This is a genomic window from Actinocorallia longicatena (assembly GCF_039534125.1).
GTDB lineage: Bacteria > Actinomycetota > Actinomycetes > Streptosporangiales > Streptosporangiaceae > Actinocorallia > Actinocorallia longicatena.
On sequence record NZ_BAAAUV010000005.1, the window covers coordinates 133,108 to 154,117 of the forward strand.

A 21,010-nucleotide genomic window follows, 5' to 3' on the forward strand; every position below is an offset into this window, starting at 1 on the left:
CCGGGATGCCCAGCGGTGGCGCCCGCCAGGGATTCCGGGGCCGGTCTGTCACGCGTCCCCTGCCCGCCCGGTCATAGCGGACACAGCCGTCAGACTTCGGAGGAATCGCGTGAACGGAACACTCAACGGCAAGGTCGCCCTGGTCACGGGCGCCTCGTCGGGCATCGGCGAGGCGATCGCACTGGCCCTCGCCGAGCAGGGGGCGAAGGTGGTGGCGGGGGCGCGCAGGACCGAGCGGCTCGCCGCCCTGGCCGGACGGGCGTGCGGCGAGGTGGTGCCGGTCGCCCTCGACGTCACCGGCCGGCGGTCGGCGGAGGCCGCGGTCGCGGCGGCCGTCGAGCGGTTCGGCGGCCTGGACGTCCTGGTCAACAACGCCGGGCTCATGCTCGCCGGCCCCATCGAGGGCGCCGACGTGACCGAATGGACCCGCATGATCGACACGAATCTGCTCGGCTCCCTCCACATGATCCACGCGGCGCTGCCCCGGCTGCTCGAACGCCGTGGGGCGGTCGTCCAGATCTCCTCCACCTCGGGACGGATCGCGTCGGCCGCCAGTGGGGTCTACTCGGCGACGAAGTTCGGGATCACGGCCTTCGCCGAGGCCCTGCGGCAGGAGGTGACCGAGCGGGGCGTGCGCGTCGTGGTCGTCGAACCCGGATTCGTCACGACCGAGCTGACCGACCACATCACCGACCCCGCGATGCGGGAGGCCGCCCGGCAGATCGCCTCCGCCATCCGCCCCCTGCGGCCGGACGACGTCGCCGCGGCCGTCCTCTACGCGCTCACCCAGCCCGTCCACGTCGCGGTCAACGAGATCCTCGTCCGTCCCACCGACCAGAGCCGCTAGACCGGCGATGACCGCTCCGCTGTCACGGATCGGCGGGGCCGTCCTGTCTTAGCAGGCGAACCGATCGGCACCGAATGGAGAAGAACACATGACCGAGCACGTCCTGGAACCGGCCGCGCAGCGGCTCGCCGACGCCACCGCCAAGCCCCCGCACCTCTACGAGCTGGGCGCCCTCGGCGCCCGCAAGGTCCTCGCGGACCTCCAGGCCGGCCCGCCGGGGCTGCCCGCCGTGGACGAGAAGTGGATCACCGTTCCGGCCGAGGTCGGCGACGTCCGGGTGCGGATCGTCAGGCCCGCCGGGGCGTCCGGGCCGCTGCCCACCGTCCTGTACGTCCACGGCGGCGGCTGGGTGATCGGCGACGCGGGCACCCACGACCGGCTGGTCCGCCGCCTCGCGGTGGGGACGGGCGCGGCCGTCGTCTTCGTCGAGTACGACCGCTCGCCCGAGGCCCGCTACCCGGTGGCCGTCGAGCAGGCCTACGCCACCGCCCGGTGGATCACCAGGGAAGGGGCGTCCGAAGGTCTGGACGCCTCCCGGCTGGCCGTCGCCGGAGACTCCGTCGGCGGCAACATGACCGCCGCCCTGACGATCCTCGCCAAGCGGCGCGGTGACGTGACCTTCGTCCACCAGTCCCTCTACTACCCGGTCACCGACGCCGCCCAGGACACCGCCAGCTACCGCGAGTTCGCCGACGGCCCCTACCTGACGGCGAAGGCCATGGCCTGGTTCTGGGACGCCTACACCACCGATCCCGCCCAGCGCGAGGAGATCACCGCGTCGCCGCTGCGGGCCACCCTCGACGATCTGGCGGGCCTGCCGCCCGCGCTCGTCATCGTCGACGAGTGCGACGTCCTGCGCGACGAGGGCGAGGCCTACGCCCGCAGGCTGCTGGCGGCCGGGGTCCCCACCACCAGCGTCCGCGTCAACGGCACGCTGCACGACTTCATGATGCTCAACCCGCTCAGCGAGACCCGTGCCTCGCGCGTGGCGACCGCCCTCGCGGTGGCCGCCCTCCAGATCGCCCTCACCTCCGGAAAGGCCTGATCATGAGCACCGAGAAGCCCGTCATCGTCCTGGTCCACGGGGCCTTCGCCGAGTCGGCGTCCTGGAACCGCGTCCTCGGGCGGCTGCGGACCGCGGGGCTCACGGCCGTCGCGGTGGGCAATCCGCTGCGCGACGTCGCCGGTGACGCCGCGTACGTCCGGGACGCCGTCGCGAGCATCGGAGGCCCGGTGATCCTGGCCGGCCACTCCTACGGCGGCATGGTGATCACCGAGGCGGCGGCGGGGAACCCCGGCGTGCGGGGCCTGGTCTACGTCGCCGGATTCGCCCCGGACGCCGGTGAGAGCGCGTTCCTGCTGTCCGGCAAGTTCGACGGCAGCACCCTCGCAGGGGCGTTGACGGCCTACCCGGTGACGTCCGGCGGCAACGAGTTCCGGATCATCGACGACCGCTACCACGGCCAGTTCTGCGCCGACCTCGACGAGGGCGAGGCCGCCCTGCTGGCCGCGACGCAGCGCCCGGTCACCGAACGCGCGCTGACCGGCACGCTGACGTCCGGCGAACCCGCCTGGCGGACCACGCCGTCGTGGTTCGTGTTCGGCGGCGGCGACCGCAACATCCCGGCCGCCGCGATGCGGTTCATGGCCGAACGCGCCGGAGCCCGCGGGACCAGGGAGGTGGCGGCCGCCTCCCACGCGATCGCCGCGTCCCAGCCCGACGCCGTGACGGCCACCCTCCTCGACGCCGTCGACGGCTGCCGGGGCTGAGACCCCTCCGCCAGGCCGGACGCGTGCACCGGGGCGCACGCGTCCCGCCAGGTCAGCGGCGCCCACTTCCGGCACACCGCGGGCTGGATGTTCGCGGTCGAGGACCGGGAATCGGCCCTCGGCGCCCTGCGGGAGATCATCGACCGGGGAGAGGGCAAGGGCCACGGCGAGGTCTGGGACGGAGACCAGGAGGCGGCCCACCCCGACCGGAACGAGGTCGCCCACTACCACCGTCTCCTCGAACTCGAACGAGGCCGCCGCTTCCGCCCCGGCGACACCGCGGAGTCCGGTCCCACCGGCGACGGCCCCACCTTCACCTGCGTCCCCCCGTCCCATGGCACCTGACCGCCACCTCCGCGGGGGCGGCCGGGTCCCGGCCGCGGCGGGACGGCCGTCTCTTCCGGGCGGGCGCGAGGGCGGTCTACGGTCCCGCCGTGGACATCGAGAGATTCACGTTTCCCGGCCGTCCCACCTGGGTTCGGGCCGTCCTCTTCAGCGGTCTGGTGGTGACCGCCTGGTTCCTGCTGGGAGCACTGTGGGCCATCGATCTGGTGCCCTATCTGCTGGGCGCCCCGGCGATCCTGGTGCTCGTGCTGTCCCCGCTGGGAATGGCCCTGGTCTTCCGGCGCGGCGGCCCGGAGTTCGGCGCCATGGTCGCGGTCGGCGTCGCGTTGACGGTGACCGGGTTCGCGGTGCCCGGCGACGCGTACCTCAACGCCGTCGGATCACCCCTGAAGGCGAAGGTGGTGGCCGAGAGCTGCGACTGGGTGAAGGGCACCTGCTCCCGCCGGTACCGGCTCGAGGACGGGGAGGGGCGGACGGTCGACGGCCTTCTGAAGCACGGCCCGCAGCGGATCGGGGACGAGGTCGAGGTCCGCACCGATCCGGCCGGTGTCATCCCGCCCCGCCGGACCGGGGAGACGGGCTTTGGCTTCCTCGACCTGGTGGCCCTGCTGGCCTGGCTGGGATGGTTCACCCTGATCGTCCAGGGCCTCAGGGCCGACCGCTCCCGAACGGCGCACCCCGGGTGAGCGGCCCGGTCAGGCGGCGTGGGCGCCGTAGGAGGTGAGGATCACGCCGTTGGAGGTGGTGCGGGAGGTCAGCAGGCGCAGCCGCTTGGGCGGGCGGCCGTCGGGGAAGAGCCGGGCGCCCGTGCCCGCGAGCAGCGGGTAGATCTCCAGGCGGAGTTCGTCGACGAGCCCCGCGTGGGTGAGAAAGCCTGCGAGTGAGGGGCTGCCGTGGAGGCCGATCGGGCCGCCGGCCCGGTTCTTGAGGCGCTCGACCTCCCGGACGGCGTCGCCGGACAGGACCGTCGCCTCCGGGCCGGTTCCCCAGGGAGCGCGGTCCAGGGTGGTGGAGACGACGTACTTGGGGACGGCGTTGATGTGGTCGGCGAACGGGTGGCCGCTGAGGCCCGGCCAGTGACCGGCCCACTCCTGGTAGGTGATCCGGCCGAGCAGCATCGCGTCCTCCTCGGCCGTTCGCTCGAAGAACGGGGTGGTCACCTCCGGGACGTCGCGGAGTTCGGCAAGGGCGCCGATGACGGCGTCGGGAACGGCGACGCCGTCCAGGGTCATGAAGATGTGGGCGGTGAGCGGACGCACCAGCCTGCTCCTTTGCTGATCGGCTTCGGGTCCGTGCAGCCTAGGACGCGGGCCGGGCCCGCGGCTTGTACAGAAAGGACATCGGGCCGGGGGCGCGCGGGCGCAGCCCGGACGCGGTGGCGCCCACGAACCGCCGGAGGGAGCGGGCCAGATGCGGATGGTCGTAGTAGCCCAGCGCATGGACCACCTCGGAGATCGGCGTCCCGGCCTGGAGCAGTGACGCCGCGCTCCGGGCCCGTTCGATCCGGCCGACGGCCTGAGGGGTGAGGCCGGTCGAGGCCAGGAAGTGCCGCCTCACCGAACGGGGCGTCAGGCCGGCTGGTCGTCCGGCGAGCGTCCGGCCGACCACGGGATCCCCGATCAGAACCCGGTCGGCGGTCAGCGCGGCCACCAGGTCCTCGGCGTCGTCGTAGCCGGGGAGCGGCCGGCGGTGACCGGCCAGCAGGAACGACCGCCGGGTCACCTCGCCGAGCGGGACATGGCCGTCGACCAGACGGTGCATGGGCACCGTCCGCAGGCTGGCGCCCAGAGCGAACCTGACGCCGAGGAACTCGGTGTCGCAGGGGACCGGCGCACGGGCGGCCCGGCTCTCCGGCCCCTGCACCGTCGCGCGGACGGCACCGTCCTCCTCCCACACGACGAACGTCCAGTGCGCCGTGGCCACCGACGTCATCTCCGCGACCCCGGAAGTCCGGCAGCGCCACACCCGGTCGATGTGCGGCGCCTCGGAGGCACGATCCTCGAACTCCCATCCCATGCCCCCATGGTGCCGTGCCCGCGGACTGATCGGCCGGATCAGCGTCCGGCCGCGCGGAGGCCCCAGCGGGTTCTGCCGCCCGGCTTGAAGACGGAGAGGACCACGGCGATCCACAGCAGGGTGAAGAAGAGGGCCATCGCGCCGGTCAGCAGGGTTCCGGTGCCTCCCGGCGCGGCGGCGGGGTCCGCGGTCCGCTCGGCCAGGAGGTCGATCCACGAGCCCTCGAGGGTCGCGAGGACCGGGAGGGCGAGGGCGATGACGAACTTGGCCAGTACCCAGCGGTGCCTGACCAGGCCCCACGGGGTGCCGAAGGAGACCACGGCCCCGGTGACCATCGTGAACAGGACGCTCGGGATCGCCAGGGCCACGTTGAACGTCCCCATGAACGCGTAGGCGGAGTGCCGGGCCTGCGGGTCGTCCGCGGTCATCCCCATGACGGCCAGGGCGAGCATGGCGAGGGAGACGCCGAGCCAGCCGACGCCTGCGCCGACGTGCAGGGTGAGCCACGTCTTGCGGGAGGTCCGCCCGAGCCTCGGGAAACGCGGACGCAGCGCGGCCGTGATCACGACCGACAGCGCCATGCCGATCCACGGCGCCTGGTGGGCGAGCAGGAACAGGAACTGAGCGGGGACGAAGAGCAGGTGGAACACGATCAGGATCCGCCGTGTGGCGTCGCGGGGTGCGAGCAGGCTTCCGAAGGAGAGCACCGCGGCGATCGCGTACCCGATCGTCCCGGCGGCCTGGAACAGGGGGTGGGGGGCGTCCGGCCGCAGGGCGATCAGGGTCGCCGCGACGACGGCGAAGGCTCCGAAGACGAGCTGCAGGTTCCTGTGCACGGTCGGTCGGCTGAGGTGTTCTGAGATGACCATGCCGCCAGCGTCGCCCGTGGAGCGATCCCGGAGCGTCGGCCGATCCGGGAGGACCGCTCACCCTTTCGGCCCCGATCCATGTACATCTTTCGGCCGATGCCCGTCCCGGAGAGGCCCTCTAGCCTGGGGAGACCATGGACACGAGCGATCGGCATCCGGCCGTCCCCTGGTACCGGCGCCGTCCGGCGATCGACGCGGCGGCCGTCGTGTGCGCGGTGTACACCGTCACCGGCGAGTTCGGGGGGAGCGGCTTCTTCGGGCCGAGCCTCGCCGGCCTCGAGGGCTATCCGCCGCTGTGGGCGGGCGTCCCGCTGGCCGCGGGCATCGGGTCGCTGGCCTGGCGGCGGCGCCGGTTCCCGGTGCTCCTGCTGGTCGGAGCGCTCCTGGTGAACGCGATCGTCTCGGCGCATGTGGCCGTCGTGCTCGCGCTGTACACCCTGGCCGAACGCACCACCTCCCGGGCCGGGGTCGCCGTCGCCATGCTGGTCTCGGCCGTCCTGGTCGGCATTCCGCTCTGGCTGCACGCGGGCGCGGACGGCGCGATCCCGATCGGCATGGCCGTGTGCTTCGCCCCGTCGCTCCTCGGCCTGTACGTCGGCACCCGCCGGGAGCTGGTGAGCCGGATCAGGGAACGGACGGAACGCCTCGAACGCGACCAGCACCGGCGCATCGCGCAGGCCCGGAGCGACGAGCGGGCCCACATCGCCCGCGACATGCACGACGTCGTCACCCACCGGGTCTCGCTGATGGTGTTGCAGGCGACCGCCCTGGAAGCCGCCGGGGGACAGGAGGCCGTCACCATCGGACAGCAGATCGGGGCGACCGGCCGGGAGGCGCTCGCCGAGCTCCGCTCCCTGGTGGAGGTCCTGCGCAACGACGGCGACGTCCCGCTCGCCCCCCAGCCGGGACTCGCCGAGCTCGACGCCCTCATCCAGGAGTCCCGCCGGATCGGCACACCCGTCACCCTGGAGCTGACGGGCCGGCGCGACGAGCGGCTGCCGATCCTCGTCGAGCACACCGCCTACCGGTTCGTCCAGGAGGCGCTGACCAACGTGCACAAGCACGCGCCGGGAGCACGGACGCGCGTCCTCGTCCACCGGACGCCGCGGCTGCTGCGGCTGTCGGTCGCCAGCGACCGGGGGAACACGGCCACCGAGGTGTCGCTGCCCTCGGGCGGGCACGGGCTGCTCGGGCTCGCGCAGCGCGTCCGGCTGGTCGGCGGCGAGTTCACCGCGGGACCGGCCGCCGACGGCGGCTTCGAGCTGACCGCCGAGATCCCGACGCCGTGGAGCGAGACGTGAAGGCCGCTCCGATCAGGACGCTGATCGTCGACGACGAGTGGATGGTGCGGGCGATGCTGCGCACCATCATGGAGGCCGCGCCCGACATCACGGTGGCGGGCGAGGCCGCCGACGGCATCGAGGCCGTCGGCCTCGCGGGGACGCTCCGCCCCGACGTCGTCCTCATGGACATCCGGATGCCGCGAGGCGACGGCCTGACCGCGACCGAGCGCATGGCCCGGCTGCCCTCCCCACCCCATGTCGTCGTCCTCACCACCTTCGACCTCGACGAATACGTCCACGCCGCACTCCGCAACGGCGCCGTCGGATTCCTCCTGAAGGACGCGTCGGCCGGCGACATGCTCGCCGCGGTCCGCAGCGCCGCCCGCGGCGACGCGATGATCTCCCCGCGCGTCACCCGCAGGCTCCTCCGCACCTTCACCGACCCGGCGCCGACCCCGCACACCGAGGCCGAGCGGCGGCTGGCGGTCCTCACCGGCAAGGAACGGGAGGTCCTGATCGCCCTCGGCGGCGGCCTCTCGAACGCCGAGATCGCCTCCCTCCTCTACATGAGCGAGGCCACGGCCAAGACCCACATCAGCAGAATCCTCACCAAACTCACCCTCACCAACCGAGTGCAGGCGGCCATCCTGGCCCTCCGAGCCGGCCTCCTCGACTGACCCGTTCCTCGGAAAGATCATGATTCTTGCTGGAAAATGTCTTCATGGGGTCGACGCGATATTGGCCATGGATCGTCGTGGCCGGCATTTCCATGACGACGGTCGGTGTGGTCCTTCTCGCTTTCGGATTGGATGCTGCGGACAAGGTCGCGGGCATTGTCGGCGGCCTGGGCACGGTGACCGGACTGGTCTTGACCGTGCGGGCATTCGGCCTGCAGGCGCAGCGGGGAAGAGAACGGCCGGATTCCCCGCCCGTGAGAGTCCAGAGGATCACGGGGACGACGGTTCGGGGACATGGTCACCAGACGATCAGCGGCGGATTCTCTTCCACGGAGCAGACGGTGGAGAACTCGGACTTCGGGGGATCCATCGAGCAGAGGGCGCAGGGAGATGGATCCGGTCCTGGTGATCGCGGATGAGGAAGGAGCCGGGGGACGGTTTCGATGCGAGTTCTCGGCAGGAGGCGTCCGGGAACATCGTCGGCGGAAATCTGGGGCAGTGGAGCGAACATCACTACTACCAGGGGTCCGAGGTCTCGCTGGTGCCCGTGCGCTGGATGCGGTGGTCGACCGCCGTCGCTCTCGTGATTCTCCTCCTGCTGTCGGGAGCCGTATTCTGGTTGTATCAGCGCAATTGTGACCGCCTGGGCCCTGTGGGTTGTTCGTCGCGTGGAGAAGAACGTCTGTTGGCCCCCGTGTCGGCACGAAGCGGGACTCTCACCCTCACCGTCACTCGCGTCACGACGACGAGGAACACCGTCCGGGTCGGAATCAGCGCAGAGAACCGGGGAACGGATTCCCTGCGCCTGCCGGTCCAGGGATCATCGCGGCTCGTGGAGATTCCGAGCGGCAGGACCTCAGGAGGCGGCGTCGCAGGAAGCGACTGGCCTCAGGAGATTCCGCCGCGTTCGACCGTGTCGGGAATCCTGGTGTTCGACCACGTTCTCGACGGGGCCGCCCGGGAGCTGGAAGTGGGCTTCACGAGCATCTTCGAGGGACGTACCGAGCTCAGTTTCGGCGAACGGCCGCAAACGAAATCGATCATTGTGCGGAAGGTGCGGATCGACCCTCCCCGCTGACGCCCTCGATCAGGCGACGGGCGAAGCCGCGGGACCCGGCGAGATGCTGGCTATTCTTGTTGTGAGGAAACCGCGACGAGTTCCTCCACCTGGTCGACGAGGGTCGCGGGATCGGCGCTGATCGAGCTCACGTTGCGTGTTTCCGAGGCGGCTCCGACGACCGCGAAACGGAGTTTCGGATAGGTGCGTGCGCCGCTGCTGACGGCGGTCGTCTGGGTGGCTCCGACACCGATGATGAGATTGCAGCGCGTCTGTATCAAAGTGCCGAGATAGGGCAGCGCGTTGGTGCTCTTCACCTCGCTGTTCGCCAGGTACTGGATCTTGGAACGGGTCTTCAGGGACGCTTGTTGCATGCCGTTCCAGACCAGGGAGGCGGGCTCTGCCGCAACGCCCTTCGCATCCGTGAGAAGGCAGCTTTTGTGGGCCGTGTATTGGCGTGCGCGCGGGGCCGGATCGGTGGGGGAGAACCAGGCGATTCCCGCTGTGATGGCAGCGATGACGACCAGAGAGGCGGAAATCAGCTGCCAGCGCCGAGGTGCGTGGATAAACGCTCTTGGCGGTGAGAAATGCCCGTGAGACTGCGTTGCCCATGCGTCCGGTCCCCCGATGTCATCAATGAAGCCGCCAATGCCGACGCTCGACCGGGAGCATAGCCACAGCTCATCGTGTTCCGTCAACGGGTCCACAGATCGATGTGATGTCCCTCACATAACAGGCCTCGTCATGGCTCGCCGGGCCGGTAGATAAAGCGGACATAAAGCATTGCGAGCAGCCAGGACGTCCTCTCGCCTGCCCGGCGAGACGCGCCCATCCGAGGGTTTTCTGTGTCTAACAGCTAACTTTGTGTGTATTACAACGCGATTTTCTGAGATGTACCAATGATCTTGCCTGGCGTCAGCCGGGAGATCGAGGTGCTCGCACCGACGGGTGCGGCCTGGACGTTGGAGACGTTTGTGGCTGGCCTGTCCTTTGCTTTGGCGTGCGAGATCTCGGTCGCGGCAGTGGTCGCGGGGGGGCGCCGGGTCGTCGGTCGCGAGCGCGATACACCGACGTCGAGACCTCGGACGGTGGCGAAGATCCGGTCACGGCGGCCATGCCCGAAGGCCGTTGTCGCTGCTGCGGTCGTCGCGGCGGGGACTGCGAAAGATCGCGCTGCTGACGATCACCGCGCTGGTGATGACGGTGACCGCGGATGCCGCGCTCGCCGTCGGCGCGCTGGCGGTGACCCCGGCCCTGCGGCTGCCCGAGGCGGCGAACGTGCTCGGGCTGTTCGACACGGCGCCGAAGCCCGACTGGGGGAGCCTGCCGAAGCAGAAGTCCGGCACGGCCGACGGCCTGCCGCCCGAGCAGGGCGCACCGCCGCCGGTGAAGGGTGGAACGGGCCACAAGCCGAAGCCGGGCAAGGGTGAGTCCCCGGAGTACCAGCGGCTCGTCGCGAAGATCGCCAAAGGTCCGAGCGGCGCGAACGTCGGCTTCGAGAAGCGGACCAGCAAGCGCGTGGCGTCGAAGTCGACGGCCACCTCGGACTACTTCCAGAACGCGGACGGCTCTTTCTCCCGCGTCGTCAGCCCCGTCCCGGTGAACTACCAGGACGGTTCAGGGTCCTGGCGGCCGATCGACACGGAGCTGAGGAACAGCGCGGACGGCAGGCTGACCGAGACCGCGAACGAGTTCGACGTGGACTTCGCCGCATCAGCGGCCGACCCCGAGCTCGTCCGCCTCGGGGTCGACGGCCACCAGATCAGCTACAGCCTCCAGGGCGCCGCTCCGGTGGCACCGACGGTGTCGGGCAGCGTCGCCACCTATCCGGAGGCGCTCCCGCACACCGACGTGCAGCTGGAGCCGACCCCGGTCGGCATGAAGGAGTCGCTGGTCCTGAAGTCGGCGGACGCCGCCAGTTCATGGATCTTCCCGCTGAAGGCCGACGGCCTGACGCTGGTGCAGGAGCCGTCGGGCGGGATCGCGCTCCAGGACCGGGCGGGTAGGACGGTCACCCGGATTCCCGCCGCCTACGCCGTCGACTCCAAGCTCGACCCGAAGTCCCGGCTGCCCGCGACCACCCACCAGGTCGCCTACCAGCTCACGAAGCAAGGGGACCAGCAGGCCCTGGTCATGACCCTGGACAAGGAGTGGCTGCACTCCGCCGACCGTGTGTTCCCGGTGATCGTGGACCCGGCGACGACCCTGTACTCGGTGTCGACCTACACGATCAGCGGCGGCGACTACCCGGCCGCCGACCGCTCCACCGAGCGCATCCTCCCCGTCGGCTCCTACGATTCGGGCCCGCACAGCACCCGTTCGTTCCTGACCTTCTCCAACGCCGACGCGCTGGACAACTCGCACGCGACGGTCACCTCCGCCAGCTTGAAGATCTATGCCGTCTACGCGGCCACCTGCACCCCGCAGAAGTTCGACGTCTACCGCACTTCGTCGCCGTGGAAGCCGTGGGAGGTCCTCACCCCCGCGACCGGGCCGACCAACGACCCCACGATCATCGGCACGCTGACCCCGAGCGTCCCCAACGCGTGCGCCAACACCGGTCCGACCCTGAACCACAACAGCGTCGACGAGCTGAACGTCCCCCTGAACGCGAACGGCGTCGCGGCCGTCAACGCCTGGTCGCAGGGGACCAGCCCGGACTACGGGCTGACCCTGCAGGCCACGAACAGCGACACCGTCCACTACAAGCTGTTCAACTCCTACAACAACTGGTCGACCCCGCCGCAGCTGATCGTCAACTACACCGGGAAGATCCTCCCTCGGGTCGAGCAGCAGACCCCGGGCGACGGCTACGAGGCCGCCACCCTCACTCCGCAGTTCAGCGCGACCGGCCGCTACGACACCGCGGTCACCGTCGCCAACCAGAAGTACCGCTTCCAGGTCATCGACTCGACGGGCGCGCAGATCGCCGACTCCGGCCTGGTGACGGCCCCGAACTGGAGCGTCCCTGCGGGCAAGCTGATCTGGAACAGGAGTTACTACTGGACCGTCCAGACCTACGACGGCACGAACTACTCACCCAACCCCTCGCTGCTCACCTTCTCCACCCCCGTGCCGCAACCGGCGATCACGTCGTCGCTCGCGCAGAACGCGGGACACGGGTTCAATCCGGCGATCGGCAACTACACCCACGAGGCGACCGACGCCGCCGTCGACACCATCGGTCCCGACCTGGCGATCGCACGCGCCTACAACTCGCGTGACCCGCGCCGCAACGGAGCGTTCGGCGCGTCCTGGTCGACCGTCCTGGACTCCAAGGCCGTCGAGCAACTCGACGGTGCCGGGAACGTCGTCAGCGTGAACGTCACCTATCCGGACGGCTCGGTCGTCGGATACGGGAAGAACAACGCCGGAGGGACCGGCACCGACAAGACGTTCACCCCGCCGCCCGGCCGGTTCGCCTCCCTCCGGATGGTCACCGACGGTTACACGCTGACCGACAAGAACGAGACGGTCTACACCTTCAAGCAGGCCGGCGGCGCCAACACCTGGGGCATCACCTCGATCACCGACGCCAACGGGCGGGCACTGAACCTCACCTACACCGGCGGACGCGTCGCCACGATGAAGTCCGCGGTCTCCGGCCGCACCCTCTTCTTCGACTGGTCGACCCCCACCGCGCCGAACAGCGCGCACGTCACCAAGGTGTCCACCGATCCGGTCACGGCCGGCTCGCCGACCTCGGCGTTGACCTGGAACTACACCTACACCGGCGACCAGCTGTCGACGGTCTGCCACGACGGCAAGTGCTACGCCTACGCCTACAAGGGCGGCTCGCCTTACCACAACCAGGTCCTGGACCTGGATCCGTCATCGTTCTGGCCGATGTCGGAGACCTCCGGGACCACGGCCGTCAGCGCGGCCCTGGCCAACGCCCACGCTGATGACGCCACCTACCGCAACATCACGCTGGGCCAGCCCGACCCGCTGATCGGCAGCTCGGCCACCTCGGCGTCCTTCAACGGCACGAACTCCTCGGTCTGGCTCCGCCCCACCTACAAGATCGGAACCGCGGCGCCGCAGACGATCTCCCTCTGGTTCAAGACCGGCACCCCCAACGGCGTGCTGTTCTCCTACGCCCACGACGACCCCGGCACACAGGCCACCTCACCGAGCGACTACACCCCCGCCCTCTACATCGGCAGCAACGGCAAGCTTCAGGGAGAGTTCTGGAACAACACCGACAACTCGCCGATGGTCAGCGGCGCGGCGGTCACCGACAACAAGTGGCACAACGTCGTGCTGACCTCGACCGGCCTGAAGCAGCGGCTCTACCTCGACAACGTCGAGATCGGAAACAAGGACGGCCTGGTCCAGCAGCCCGGCCAGTGGACGAACGTGATCGGAGCGGGCTACCTCGGTTCCACCTGGCCGAACCAGCCGCACTACAGCACGACCGACAAGACCGGCTACGCCACCTTCTTCAACGGCCTCATCGCCGACGTCGCGGTGTTCGACCGGGCCCTCACCGTGCCGAACGTCGGCAACCTCTTCGCGATGGCCAACCAGTCCGCCAGCTATCTGAAGACGATCACGCTGCCGAGCGGCAAGAACCACGCGAGCGTCGAGTACGACAACCTCACCGGGACCGTCACCAAGGTGACCGACGAGAACGGCGGCGCCTGGACCTTCGACGCCCCCACCGTGACGGGCTCCAGCAACGTCTACCGGGCCGCGGTCCTCGGCGGAGCTCCCGCCGACTACTTCCGGATGAGCGACCTCGCCGGGTCGCCCACCGCGCGCAACGAGATCAACGCCGGTACCGCGACCTATTCGAACGTCACCCTCGGCGACACCGGCCCGTTCACCGACAGTAAGGCCGCCACGTTCAACGGCACCTCCTCCTTCATGGAACTGCCGGCCATCGACCAGCTCCAGACCCAGCCGGGCTCGGTCGAGATGTGGTTCAAGATGCAGAAGGGCAGCACCGCGGGCGGCGTCCTCTACGACCAGGAATCCGACCCGCTGCCCGGAGCCACCCAGGTCTCGGGGAGCTTCGTCCCCGCCCTGTACGTGGGCACCGACGGGAAACTGCACGGAAAGCTGTGGGACGCCAACGGCGTCAACAACGGCATGATCTCGACCGACCTCGTCAACGACGGGCAGTGGCACCACGCCGTCCTGGCCGCCGGAACGACCGGCCAGGCCATGTACCTGGACGGCGACCGGGTGGGAACGACCAGCGTTCCCCCGATCTACGCCGCGTCCAACCACACCTACATCGGCGCGGGCATGTCCGGCGGCAACTGGCCCAACCACCCGACGAACGTCCTCGGCTGGTTCCCCGGATCGATCTCCGACGTGGCCTTCTACCGCAATCAGCTCTCCGTCCAGGACGTCGGCCAGCACTACGCCGCGGCCCGGCAGTCCAACGGCCCCGCCCCCGTCCAGCGGGTGACCTTCAAAGACCCTGCTCAGAACGTCCTGGTGAACGAGTACGACCTGAGCAACGGCGGCCGGCAGATCTCGGCGACCGACGCGCTCCAGCACACCACCCGCTTCGGCTACGACAGCAACGGGTTCGAGCGCACCGTCACCGACCCCAACGGCAACGTCACCACCACCGGCCACGACGTCCGCGGCAACGTCGTGTCGAAGACGACCTGCCAGAACCACGCCCAGAACCTCTGCTCGACCGGCTACTTCACCTTCCTGCCGGACTCCACCACCACGACCTTGACGCCGAGCCCGCTCAACGACCTGCCCAAGACCGAGCGCGACGGCCGCTCCTCCGGGCCGGCCGACGACACGTTCCTCACGGTCTACGACTACGACTCCGCCGGTAACAGGACGACCGTCACGAGCCCGCCCGTCCCCGGCTTCCCCGGCGGCCGCGTCACGAAGACCTCCTACACCGACGGGACGACGATCGCCGCGGCCGACACCGGGTTCGCTCCGGCCGGCCTGCCCTACAAGGTCGTCTCGCCCGGCGGAGGAACCACGCTGACGAGCTACTTCAAGAACGGCGACGTCGCCTCGACGACGGACGCAGCGGGCCTGGTCACCAGGTTCACCTACGACGGAGTCGGCCGCCAGCTGACCATGACCGAGGTCTCCGACACCTATCCGGCGGGCCTCACGACGACGGTGGCCTACGACGCCGCGGGCAACCTGAACGAGAAGACCAGCCCACCGGTGACGAACCGGGTGACAGGCGCCGTGCACACCGCGAAGACCACCACGGTCTTCGACGCCGACGGCAACGCCACGTCCCAGACGATCGCCGACACCACCGGCGGCGACGCCTCCCGGACCAGCTCGGCCACCTACAACAGCCACAACCAGGTGGAGACCGAGACCGACGAGCTCGGGTTCGTCACCTCCAGCGGCTACGACCTGTTCGGGAACAAGACCAGCGAGACCGACGCCGAGGGCAGGGTCACCACCACCGAGTACAACGCCAACGGCCAGGTGACCCGGAAGCTGCTCAAGAACTACACCGGCGACCCGAACAACCCGTCCCCGGCGCAGGACCTCCCGCTGGAGACCCGCTCCTACTTCAACGACGGCTCGCCGGCGACGGTCAAGGACGCGGTCGGCAACTTCACGACCTACACCTATTACAACAACGGGCTGACGCGGACGGTCACCAAGACCGACCCCGGCAACCAGGGCGCCTTCGTCGAGAGCGAGACGTTCTACGACGGGGCGGGCAACGCGACCAAGCAGGTGACCAACAACGGGGCGACCACCACGACCCAGGCGTTCGACACCGCGGGGCGCATGTACTCCTCCACCCTGGATCCGACGGGCGTCGCCCGCACCACCACGGTCTCCTACACTCCCGACGACCAGGTCGCCACGACGACCGAGAAGGACAACGGGAACACCCCCATCACGACGTCGTACACCTACGACCCGATGGGCCGGAAGACCAGCGAGTCCCTCGCCGGCGACTCCTCCGGCCACCCGGTCGCCTGGTGGAAGCTCAACCAGACCTCCGGCCGTCAGGTCAGCGACTCCTCCGGCTCAGGCGTGACCGCCACCGCCTCGGACGGCGTCACCTGGGCGGACTCCGCGGCCGCGATGAACGGGACGGCCGGCACCCAGATCGCTGCCAACGGACCGGTGGTCGACACCTCGCAGAGCTTCACCGTGTCCGCCTGGATCAAGCCGACCGCCCTGAACGGCAACAGCCAGACGCTGGTCAGCCAGGACGGTGTGCAGCAGAGCGGCTTCATGCTCCAGTACGCGGGCTACAGCAACAAGTGGACGTTCGTCCGGATGGGCACCGATACCGCCAACCCGGCGAACAACTTCACCCTGAACGCCACCGCCACCCCCGCGGCAGGGACCTGGACCCATCTGGCCGGCACCTTCAACGCCGCCAACGGCCAGATGGCCATCTATGTGAACGGCCAGCAGCAGGGCACCCTCACCAACACGACCCCGTGGAACGCCACCGGACCGTTCGTGATCGGCCGCGGCAAGTGGAACGGCGCCCAGGCCGACTTCGTGAACGGCTCGATGGACAACGTCCAGGCCTACAACCGCGTCCTCAGCCCCACCGAGGTCGGAACGGTCTTCAACGGCGGCCGCAACGGCGGGACCACCGCCTCCTACGACCACTCGACGACCAGGTGGACGCTCGACAAGCGCGGCCTGCCCACGGCCATGACCGACGCCAACGGCAACATCACCGACTACACCCATGACGAGGCGGGCCGGCAGGTCATCACCACCGCCCCGACGGTCAACGCCGAGATCGGCGGCGGCGCGGCCACCCCCGTCCGCCCGACCACGACCCTCGGCCTCGACACCTTCGGCGAGGAGACCGAGACCCAGGACGCCAACGGCAACATCACCACGACCGCCTACGACGCCGCGGGTCAGAAGGTCACCCAGACCTCGCCCGCCTACACCGCGCCCGGCACGTCCACGGTGATCAACGCCCAGCAGACCTGGGCGTACAACAAGGTCGGCCAGATCACCGATGCCACCGACCCGCTGAACGGCGTCACCCACTTCGCCTACGACCAGCAGGACTTCGTCTCCTCGGTCAAGGACGCCAAGAACGGCCTCAGCAAGAGCACCTACACCCGCAACGGCGACGTCCTGTCCACCACCTCACCGTCCGGCGCGCAGACCCAGTCGACCTACGACCACCTCGGCCGCAAGCTCACCGACACCACCCTCGAGCGCTACCCGACCGCCGTCGCCTCGACCACCACCTACGCCTACGCGGGCACTCCCGGCGGCGCGTTCCTCGCCTCGGAGACCACTCAGGCCGGGGTGATCACCAAGTACGGCTACAACAACGCCGGTGAAGTCACCTCGACCACGGATCCGGCGAATGCGATCACCACGATCAGCTACGACCAGCGCGGCCGCAAGTCCAAGGTCCGCCAGGCCGACGGCACCGCCACCACCACGCTCTACAACCTCAAAGACCAGCCAGTGAAGATCGCCGACACCGATACCGACGGCGTCACCGAGCTGCGCTCCACGACCTCGGCCTACGACGGAACCGGCGCCCAGCTGTCGGCGACCGACGCCCGCGGCCACACCTCCCTCTTCACCAACGACGCCCTCGGCCGCGTCACCGCCGAGACCCAGCCGGTCGACGCCGCCAACGGCATCACCACTTCCTTCGGCTACGACGCGAACGGCAACCGCACCCGCTTCACCGACGGCCGCGGTAACGCCTGGACCTACGGCTACAACAGCTGGAACCAGTCCGAGACCGCCGTCGAGCCACCGACCGCCACCTACTCCAGTGCCGCCGACCGCACCTCGACGATCGGCTACGACGCCAACGGCCGGGTAGTGAAGAACACCGCCCCCGGCGGAGTCGTCGTCACCACCGGCTACGACAAGCTCGGCGCCGTCACCGGCAAGACCGGCAGCGGAGCCGACGCCGCCACCGTCGACCGCTCCTTCACCTACGACGGCGACGGCCGCATGCTCACCGCCGGAACCTCCGCGATCGGCACCAGCGTCGCCGCGACGAACGAGACGTTCACCTACAACGACCGCGGCAACCTGTTGACCGCGACCGGCTCGGCCGGTTCCAGCTCCTTCGGCTACAACATCGACGACCTGCTGACCACCCGCACGGATGCCGCCGGTTCGACGACCTACACCTATGACACGGCCAACCGGCTCAAGACGATCCAGGACCCGGCCTCGGGCAGCACCCTCACCTACGGCTACGACGCGATCTCCCAGCTGAAGACCATCGGCTACGGAACCGGTTCCAACTCCCGTGCCTTCGGCTACGACTCCCTGCACCGGCCCACCACCGACACCCTGAAGACCAGCGCGGGCACCACGATCGCCTCGGTCGGCTACGGCTACGACGGCAACGACAACATCACGTCCAAGACCACGACCGGCGTGTCCGGAGCCTCCGCCAACACCTACACCTACGACTTCGCCGACCGCATGATCGGCTGGACCACCGGCTCCACCACGACCGTCTACGGCTACGACGACTCCGGCAACCGCACCCGCCTCGGCGCCGACGTCTTCACCTACGACGCCCGCAACCAGCTCACCTCCGACGGCACCGGCAGCACCTACACCTACACGGCCCGAGGAACCCTCAAGACCGCCACCAAGAACAGCGTCACCGCCACCTACACCAGCGACGCCTACGGGCAGCAGATCACCGAAGCCACCTACACAGGCGGCACCCAGACCTACCTCAGCGACGCCCTCGGCCGGAACATCACCGCCACCGGCGGCGCCGGCAACAACACCTTCGTCTACAGCGGCACCGAGAACACCCTCGCCTCCGATGGCACCAACACCTACACCTGGGACCCCGCCGACGCCCTCACCGGCATCGGCACCCCCAACGGTTCCGGAGGCTCGACGAGCACCGGCGTCCTGGCCTACACCGACCAGCACCAGGACGTCATCGCCAACTTCAAGGCCACCACCGCCCTCACCGGCTCCGCCACCTACGACCCCCTCGGCAACATCAAATCCAGCACCGGCCTCATCGGAAAACTCGGTTACCAGTCCGACTGGACCGACACCACCACCGGCAAGGTCAACATGGGCGCCCGCTGGTACACCCCCGCCCTGGGCCAGTTCCAGAACAAGGACACCCTGGCCCTCGACCCCGTCCCCACCTCCATCAAGGCCAACGCCTTCGCCTACGCCGATGACAACCCCCTCACCAACCTCGACCCCGACGGCCACGCAGCCCAAGGCGGCATCGCCAAGGGCTTCGGCAACACCAACACCAAAGCCGGCGGCCGCGGCCCCGCGAAGTCGAGTACGTCCAGCAAGAAGGAGCAAGCCAAGGCAAAAGCCAAAATGATGGCCCTTCAGGCCAAAGCAAAGAAGGCGGCGGCAGCAGCAAAGAAGAGAGAGAGGGCGAAGGCTGAAAAGGCCGCTGCTAAAGCAGTATCTGATGGTAAGCGGCGTTCTGCGAGAGTAAAGTCCGCATCGAGCAGCTCGAACAAGGGAAAGTCAAATAGGGGACCGGGTTCGCCGGGGGATGGGCCAAATGTAAAGCAAGCCATTTTTGACCCGCTTGAAAAGTATAGAGAGTGGGTCGACGAACGCTGTCCTCCGGCAACATGTGGCCAGGTTCTAAACGGCCTGATCGAACTTTCGAAGATCGTCATGGATGCAATCCAGGGGTTCGTCTATGAGATGTACATCGTCAATGTGGTCGGATGCTTCAATGGGCCTAACCTGACTGACTGCTCGCTCGCACTGCTAGACGTTGTTCCTCAGGGAATCCTGGAGAAGTTGGTCTTCGGAGTAGCACGGCTAATCCTTAAAGCGGAGCGCCTCAGGGTGTTCCTCAAGGTATTCAAGGCGAGAGCCGGGAAAAGCGGAGAAGAGGCGACCGAGGCCGAGAAAAAGCTCCTTAAAAAGGAGCAGCAAAAGATCTGTAAAACAAACAGTTTTTCCGGATCGACTCTCGTGCTTTTGGCTGACGGATCCGGGAAGCAGATAAGTCAAGTCAAGGTCGGTGACCATATTATAAACACGATCCCAGGATCGGGCGCTTCGGAAATTAACACAGTTGAGAATGTAATTATCACCAAAGATGATCACGACTTTGTGGATCTTAAGATCGGCAGCCTTGCCGAGGGGCGAGGGCCTCCGAAAACAGGACACATCACTACTACCTTCCACCATCCGTTCTACGACGCGACCCAAGCCGCCTTCGTCGACGCGATGGATCTCAAAGAAGGCGATCTACTCCAGCAGCCGGACGGCACCCACGCTACCGTCCTCGAAGTCCGTCTTTACCAGGCAACCATCTCGACCTACAATCTTACAGTCGCTGGCCTGCACACCTTCTATGTGCTCGCAGGGTCCACCCCGGTCTTGGTCCATAACCAAGATCTGCCTTGCGGGGTTCCCGGAGTGGGTGACCTGCCGTCGAAGGTTGTGAACAGTAACATGGGACACGTTGACCTGACCCGCGCCGAACGGGCTGGCTTTACGACGATTCGTGGTGCGCGCGATGCGGTTCGTGATTTGGGCAAGCAGATCGAGAAGTCCGGATTCCCCGAAGGTACGATTTCAGATACGGCACACGCCGATCGGGTACTGGTCCCGATTGGCGAAAAGGGATATGCCGTCTATCAGATCAAGCCCAACGGAAATGCAGTCTTCAAGACAATCCTGGAGCGTCGATGACGGCACAAGACGAAGAGACCTTGAGTGAGCCGTTCTGGAACCTCGGAGACGCTGAGGAGGTGGTAGTGCAAGGTATCCTGAGGCGACGCTTTCCGGTAACCTACTCCCTTCTCGCCGAGGGTCTAAATAATTCGGACCCCATGGAATTGGTCTATCCGGGCAATTCGGACGAGTATTCGGATGTCATTCGAGAGCTGATTGTCCTGCTCGCTCCCGTGAATGGAGATGTTTCAAAGCTCGGTGATGTAGATTTGAAGAACGTCCTCGTTGAGGCGCTGGCAAGATGTTTTGGCGAAGAAGCCGACGGGTTGAGGATAGATCACGCAGTCCGGCTACTCCGGCGACCTTCTTTGGAGACGGATTAGGGTAGGAGAAAGTTCCGCTTGTCTCGCCCGGTAGTTGCGCTGAGGGGCTCTGAACCGATTATTCGACGAGGTTCAAGCCACGCTGGCGGCCACAGTGAGGGGTAGATGTTCGTTCCTGTTGCCGTCAGAGTGGGAGAGTGTTTGTGGAAA

At 68.2% G+C, this 21,010-nt stretch carries 14 protein-coding genes and 1 pseudogene; 11 read left to right on the forward strand and 4 right to left on the reverse strand.

The window, feature by feature from the left end; translation table 11 throughout:
- The first annotated feature begins 109 nt into the window (after positions 1 to 109).
- The 5 genes and pseudogenes from ABD785_RS11480 to ABD785_RS11500 all read left to right on the forward strand — a co-directional run bounded on the left by ABD785_RS11480 (position 110) and on the right by ABD785_RS11500 (position 3,648).
- Complete coding sequence (locus ABD785_RS11480; protein ID WP_344825962.1) at positions 110 to 847, forward strand: SDR family NAD(P)-dependent oxidoreductase; 738 nt, start codon at positions 110 to 112, stop codon at positions 845 to 847.
- Positions 848 to 935: 88 nt separating this feature from the next.
- The gene (locus ABD785_RS11485; protein ID WP_344825965.1) at positions 936 to 1,892 is read left to right on the forward strand and encodes an alpha/beta hydrolase; all 957 of its coding nucleotides are present in this window, start codon (positions 936 to 938) and stop codon (positions 1,890 to 1,892) included.
- Between the two features lie 2 nt (positions 1,893 to 1,894).
- On the forward strand, positions 1,895 to 2,617 hold the full coding sequence (locus ABD785_RS11490; RefSeq protein ID WP_344825968.1) for an alpha/beta fold hydrolase: 723 nt from the start codon (positions 1,895 to 1,897) through the stop codon (positions 2,615 to 2,617).
- 39 nt (positions 2,618 to 2,656) lie between these two features.
- Positions 2,657 to 2,962 (forward strand): annotated as a pseudogene (locus ABD785_RS11495) (ferritin-like domain-containing protein); the annotation flags it as partial.
- A gap of 89 nt (positions 2,963 to 3,051) precedes the next feature.
- Positions 3,052 to 3,648, forward strand: coding sequence for a hypothetical protein (locus tag ABD785_RS11500; RefSeq protein WP_344825971.1), 597 nt, complete (start codon positions 3,052 to 3,054; stop codon positions 3,646 to 3,648).
- A 9-nt stretch (positions 3,649 to 3,657) separates the two neighbouring features.
- On the opposite strand, the gene ABD785_RS11505 is transcribed toward ABD785_RS11500, so the two are convergent.
- The 3 genes from ABD785_RS11505 to ABD785_RS11515 are packed head-to-tail and all read right to left on the reverse strand — an operon-like array spanning position 3,658 to position 5,847.
- Positions 3,658 to 4,221: a dihydrofolate reductase family protein gene (locus ABD785_RS11505; protein ID WP_344825974.1), complete on the reverse strand. Its 564-nt coding sequence runs from the start codon at positions 4,219 to 4,221 to the stop codon at positions 3,658 to 3,660.
- Positions 4,222 to 4,261: 40 nt separating this feature from the next.
- Positions 4,262 to 4,978 (reverse strand): helix-turn-helix transcriptional regulator, encoded by a 717-nt coding sequence (locus ABD785_RS11510; RefSeq protein ID WP_344825977.1) that lies wholly within the window; start codon positions 4,976 to 4,978, stop codon positions 4,262 to 4,264.
- Positions 4,979 to 5,016: 38 nt separating this feature from the next.
- The gene (locus ABD785_RS11515; RefSeq protein ID WP_344825979.1) at positions 5,017 to 5,847 is read right to left on the reverse strand and encodes a hypothetical protein; all 831 of its coding nucleotides are present in this window, start codon (positions 5,845 to 5,847) and stop codon (positions 5,017 to 5,019) included.
- Positions 5,848 to 5,981: 134 nt separating this feature from the next.
- On the opposite strand from ABD785_RS11515, the gene ABD785_RS11520 reads away from it, so the two are divergent.
- From ABD785_RS11520 to ABD785_RS11535, 4 genes are read left to right on the forward strand one after another with little or no spacing between them, the layout of a single operon-like run.
- Complete coding sequence (locus ABD785_RS11520; RefSeq protein ID WP_344825981.1) at positions 5,982 to 7,148, forward strand: sensor histidine kinase; 1,167 nt, start codon at positions 5,982 to 5,984, stop codon at positions 7,146 to 7,148.
- Positions 7,145 to 7,807 (forward strand): response regulator, encoded by a 663-nt coding sequence (locus tag ABD785_RS11525; RefSeq protein ID WP_344825984.1) that lies wholly within the window; start codon positions 7,145 to 7,147, stop codon positions 7,805 to 7,807. The genes ABD785_RS11520 and ABD785_RS11525 overlap by 4 nt, the downstream gene beginning before the upstream one ends.
- A 26-nt stretch (positions 7,808 to 7,833) precedes the next feature.
- Positions 7,834 to 8,226 carry a hypothetical protein gene (locus ABD785_RS11530; RefSeq protein ID WP_344825987.1) on the forward strand — a complete coding sequence of 131 codons (393 nt, stop codon included), beginning with the start codon at positions 7,834 to 7,836 and terminating at the stop codon, positions 8,224 to 8,226.
- The gene (locus tag ABD785_RS11535) at positions 8,223 to 8,885 is read left to right on the forward strand and encodes a hypothetical protein (protein WP_344825990.1); all 663 of its coding nucleotides are present in this window, start codon (positions 8,223 to 8,225) and stop codon (positions 8,883 to 8,885) included. Before ABD785_RS11530 ends, ABD785_RS11535 begins: the two co-directional genes overlap by 4 nt.
- Positions 8,886 to 8,935: 50 nt before the next feature.
- Here the strand turns inward: ABD785_RS11535 and ABD785_RS11540 are convergent, their stop codons facing one another.
- The gene (locus tag ABD785_RS11540) at positions 8,936 to 9,571 is read right to left on the reverse strand and encodes a BMP family ABC transporter substrate-binding protein (protein ID WP_344825992.1); all 636 of its coding nucleotides are present in this window, start codon (positions 9,569 to 9,571) and stop codon (positions 8,936 to 8,938) included.
- A gap of 421 nt (positions 9,572 to 9,992) precedes the next feature.
- Between ABD785_RS11540 and ABD785_RS11545 the strand changes: the two genes are divergently transcribed.
- Positions 9,993 to 20,495 (forward strand): LamG-like jellyroll fold domain-containing protein, encoded by a 10,503-nt coding sequence (locus ABD785_RS11545; protein ID WP_344825995.1) that lies wholly within the window; start codon positions 9,993 to 9,995, stop codon positions 20,493 to 20,495.
- Complete coding sequence (locus ABD785_RS11550; RefSeq protein ID WP_344825998.1) at positions 20,492 to 20,860, forward strand: hypothetical protein; 369 nt, start codon at positions 20,492 to 20,494, stop codon at positions 20,858 to 20,860. The genes ABD785_RS11545 and ABD785_RS11550 overlap by 4 nt, the downstream gene beginning before the upstream one ends.
- Positions 20,861 to 21,010: the final 150 nt, after the last annotated feature.

Bases quoted from the DNA above. Each gene is read 5' to 3' on its own strand.
- ABD785_RS11485 (WP_344825965.1), top strand. From the start codon at position 936: ATGACCGAGCACGTCCTGGAACCGGCCGCGCAGCGGCTCGCCGACGCC.
- ABD785_RS11490 (WP_344825968.1), top strand. From the start codon at position 1,895: ATGAGCACCGAGAAGCCCGTCATCGTCCTGGTCCACGGGGCCTTCGCC.
- ABD785_RS11510 (WP_344825977.1), bottom strand. From the start codon at position 4,978: ATGGGATGGGAGTTCGAGGATCGTGCCTCCGAGGCGCCGCACATCGAC.
- ABD785_RS11515 (WP_344825979.1), bottom strand. From the start codon at position 5,847: ATGGTCATCTCAGAACACCTCAGCCGACCGACCGTGCACAGGAACCTG.
- ABD785_RS11520 (WP_344825981.1), top strand. From the start codon at position 5,982: ATGGACACGAGCGATCGGCATCCGGCCGTCCCCTGGTACCGGCGCCGT.
- ABD785_RS11535 (WP_344825990.1), top strand. From the start codon at position 8,223: ATGAGGAAGGAGCCGGGGGACGGTTTCGATGCGAGTTCTCGGCAGGAG.
- ABD785_RS11550 (WP_344825998.1), top strand. From the start codon at position 20,492: ATGACGGCACAAGACGAAGAGACCTTGAGTGAGCCGTTCTGGAACCTC.